The following is a 1,080-nucleotide window of genomic DNA, read 5'->3' on the forward strand; positions in this document are numbered from 1 at the left end:
GCCGGTGTTGGTGACAGCTGCCTGTACCGTGACGCCGCCATCTGCCGCCGTGCAAATATCCGTGGTTTCCACCCGGAACGTGGTGTAACTTAAGCCAAAACCAAAACCATACCGGACCGGCACCCGGAAACTGTCGAAATAGCGGTACCCTACATAGATTCCTTCTTCATACAGCTCTTTTTCCACATTGCCATTGTTATGGGAGAAGGTTGTAGTATTGGGGTAATCTTCATAGTGATCAGCCCAGGTATCGGTCAGCTTGCCGCTGGGATTGACCGCACCGCTGAGCACATCCGCCACCGCGTGTCCGCCCTCCATACCCGGCTGCGAAATCACCAGCGCTGCCTGCATATGCGGGAGTTCTTCCAGAAAAGCAAGATCTACAACACCGCCGGCATTGATCAGCACTACCACATGTTCGTACAGACCCCCAGGGTTTTCAGCTGTTCCCGTTCTGTATCGCTGAGCGCGTAATCCCCCGCCGCTGCAAAGCGGTCGGCGTTTTCACCAGCCACACGGGCAACGCAGTATACCGCCACATCCGCTTCGGTTTTGCAGACAGGCGCACCGGCCGGCATGGCAAACTGATGGGTGGAATAGGCCTCAAAAAAGGCATTCAACCCGCCCTTCTGCTCCAGTTCTTTCTGGCAAGTCAGGATTGCCTCTTTCCAGTCCTGACGGGCCTGCCGGTACCGCCGGTCGTAATCCTCAATCCAACCCTTTGTGATAATTTCAAATCCCGCATCGGTCAGGCCCTGAAAAACAGAAACACTGGCCCGCTCGTTCACATCGCCGCTTCCAGTACCACCTTTGACCGTACGACCTGCACCGGCGCCAAACAGTGCCAGTTTGCTCCCCTTTGCCAGCGGGAGCAGCCCATTTTCGTTTTCAGCAGCACGATTCCCTCGGCAGCCGCGCGCCGCGCCAGTTGCGCATGCTCTGTTTCATAGGAACGGGGTTCTTGCTGTGGGGTACCGCTCAGTTCCCTTTTCTTGATTGCCATTGTTTTGTACCTCCTTCATGGATACAACATAACGGGAAAAGACTGATACAATTTTTACCGGTAACGTTTCGGTATGG

General features: G+C 55.1%; 3 protein-coding genes. All 3 read right to left on the minus strand.

All coding sequences use genetic code 11. From position 1 onward, the window contains the following. A partial coding sequence (locus H6B10_RS18765; protein WP_204652268.1) for a glycoside hydrolase family 3 C-terminal domain-containing protein occupies positions 1-414 on the minus strand: 414 nt, incomplete at its 3' end. Further along, positions 408-875: a glycoside hydrolase family 3 C-terminal domain-containing protein gene (locus H6B10_RS18770; protein WP_345941858.1), complete on the minus strand. Its 468-nt coding sequence runs from the start codon at positions 873-875 to the stop codon at positions 408-410. The genes H6B10_RS18770 and H6B10_RS18765, both read right to left, overlap by 7 nt. Further along, complete coding sequence (locus H6B10_RS14660; protein ID WP_204652269.1) at positions 785-1,003, minus strand: hypothetical protein; 219 nt, start codon at positions 1,001-1,003, stop codon at positions 785-787. Before H6B10_RS14660 ends, H6B10_RS18770 begins: the two co-directional genes overlap by 91 nt. Between the last annotated feature and the right edge of the window lie 77 nt (positions 1,004-1,080).

The sequence above is a fragment of the Gemmiger formicilis genome (assembly GCF_016901605.1).
GTDB lineage: Bacteria > Bacillota > Clostridia > Oscillospirales > Ruminococcaceae > Gemmiger > Gemmiger formicilis_B.

Coding starts and splice junctions, on each gene's coding strand:
- H6B10_RS14660 (WP_204652269.1), bottom strand. CDS start 1,003: ATGGCAATCAAGAAAAGGGAACTGAGCGGTACCCCACAGCAAGAACCC.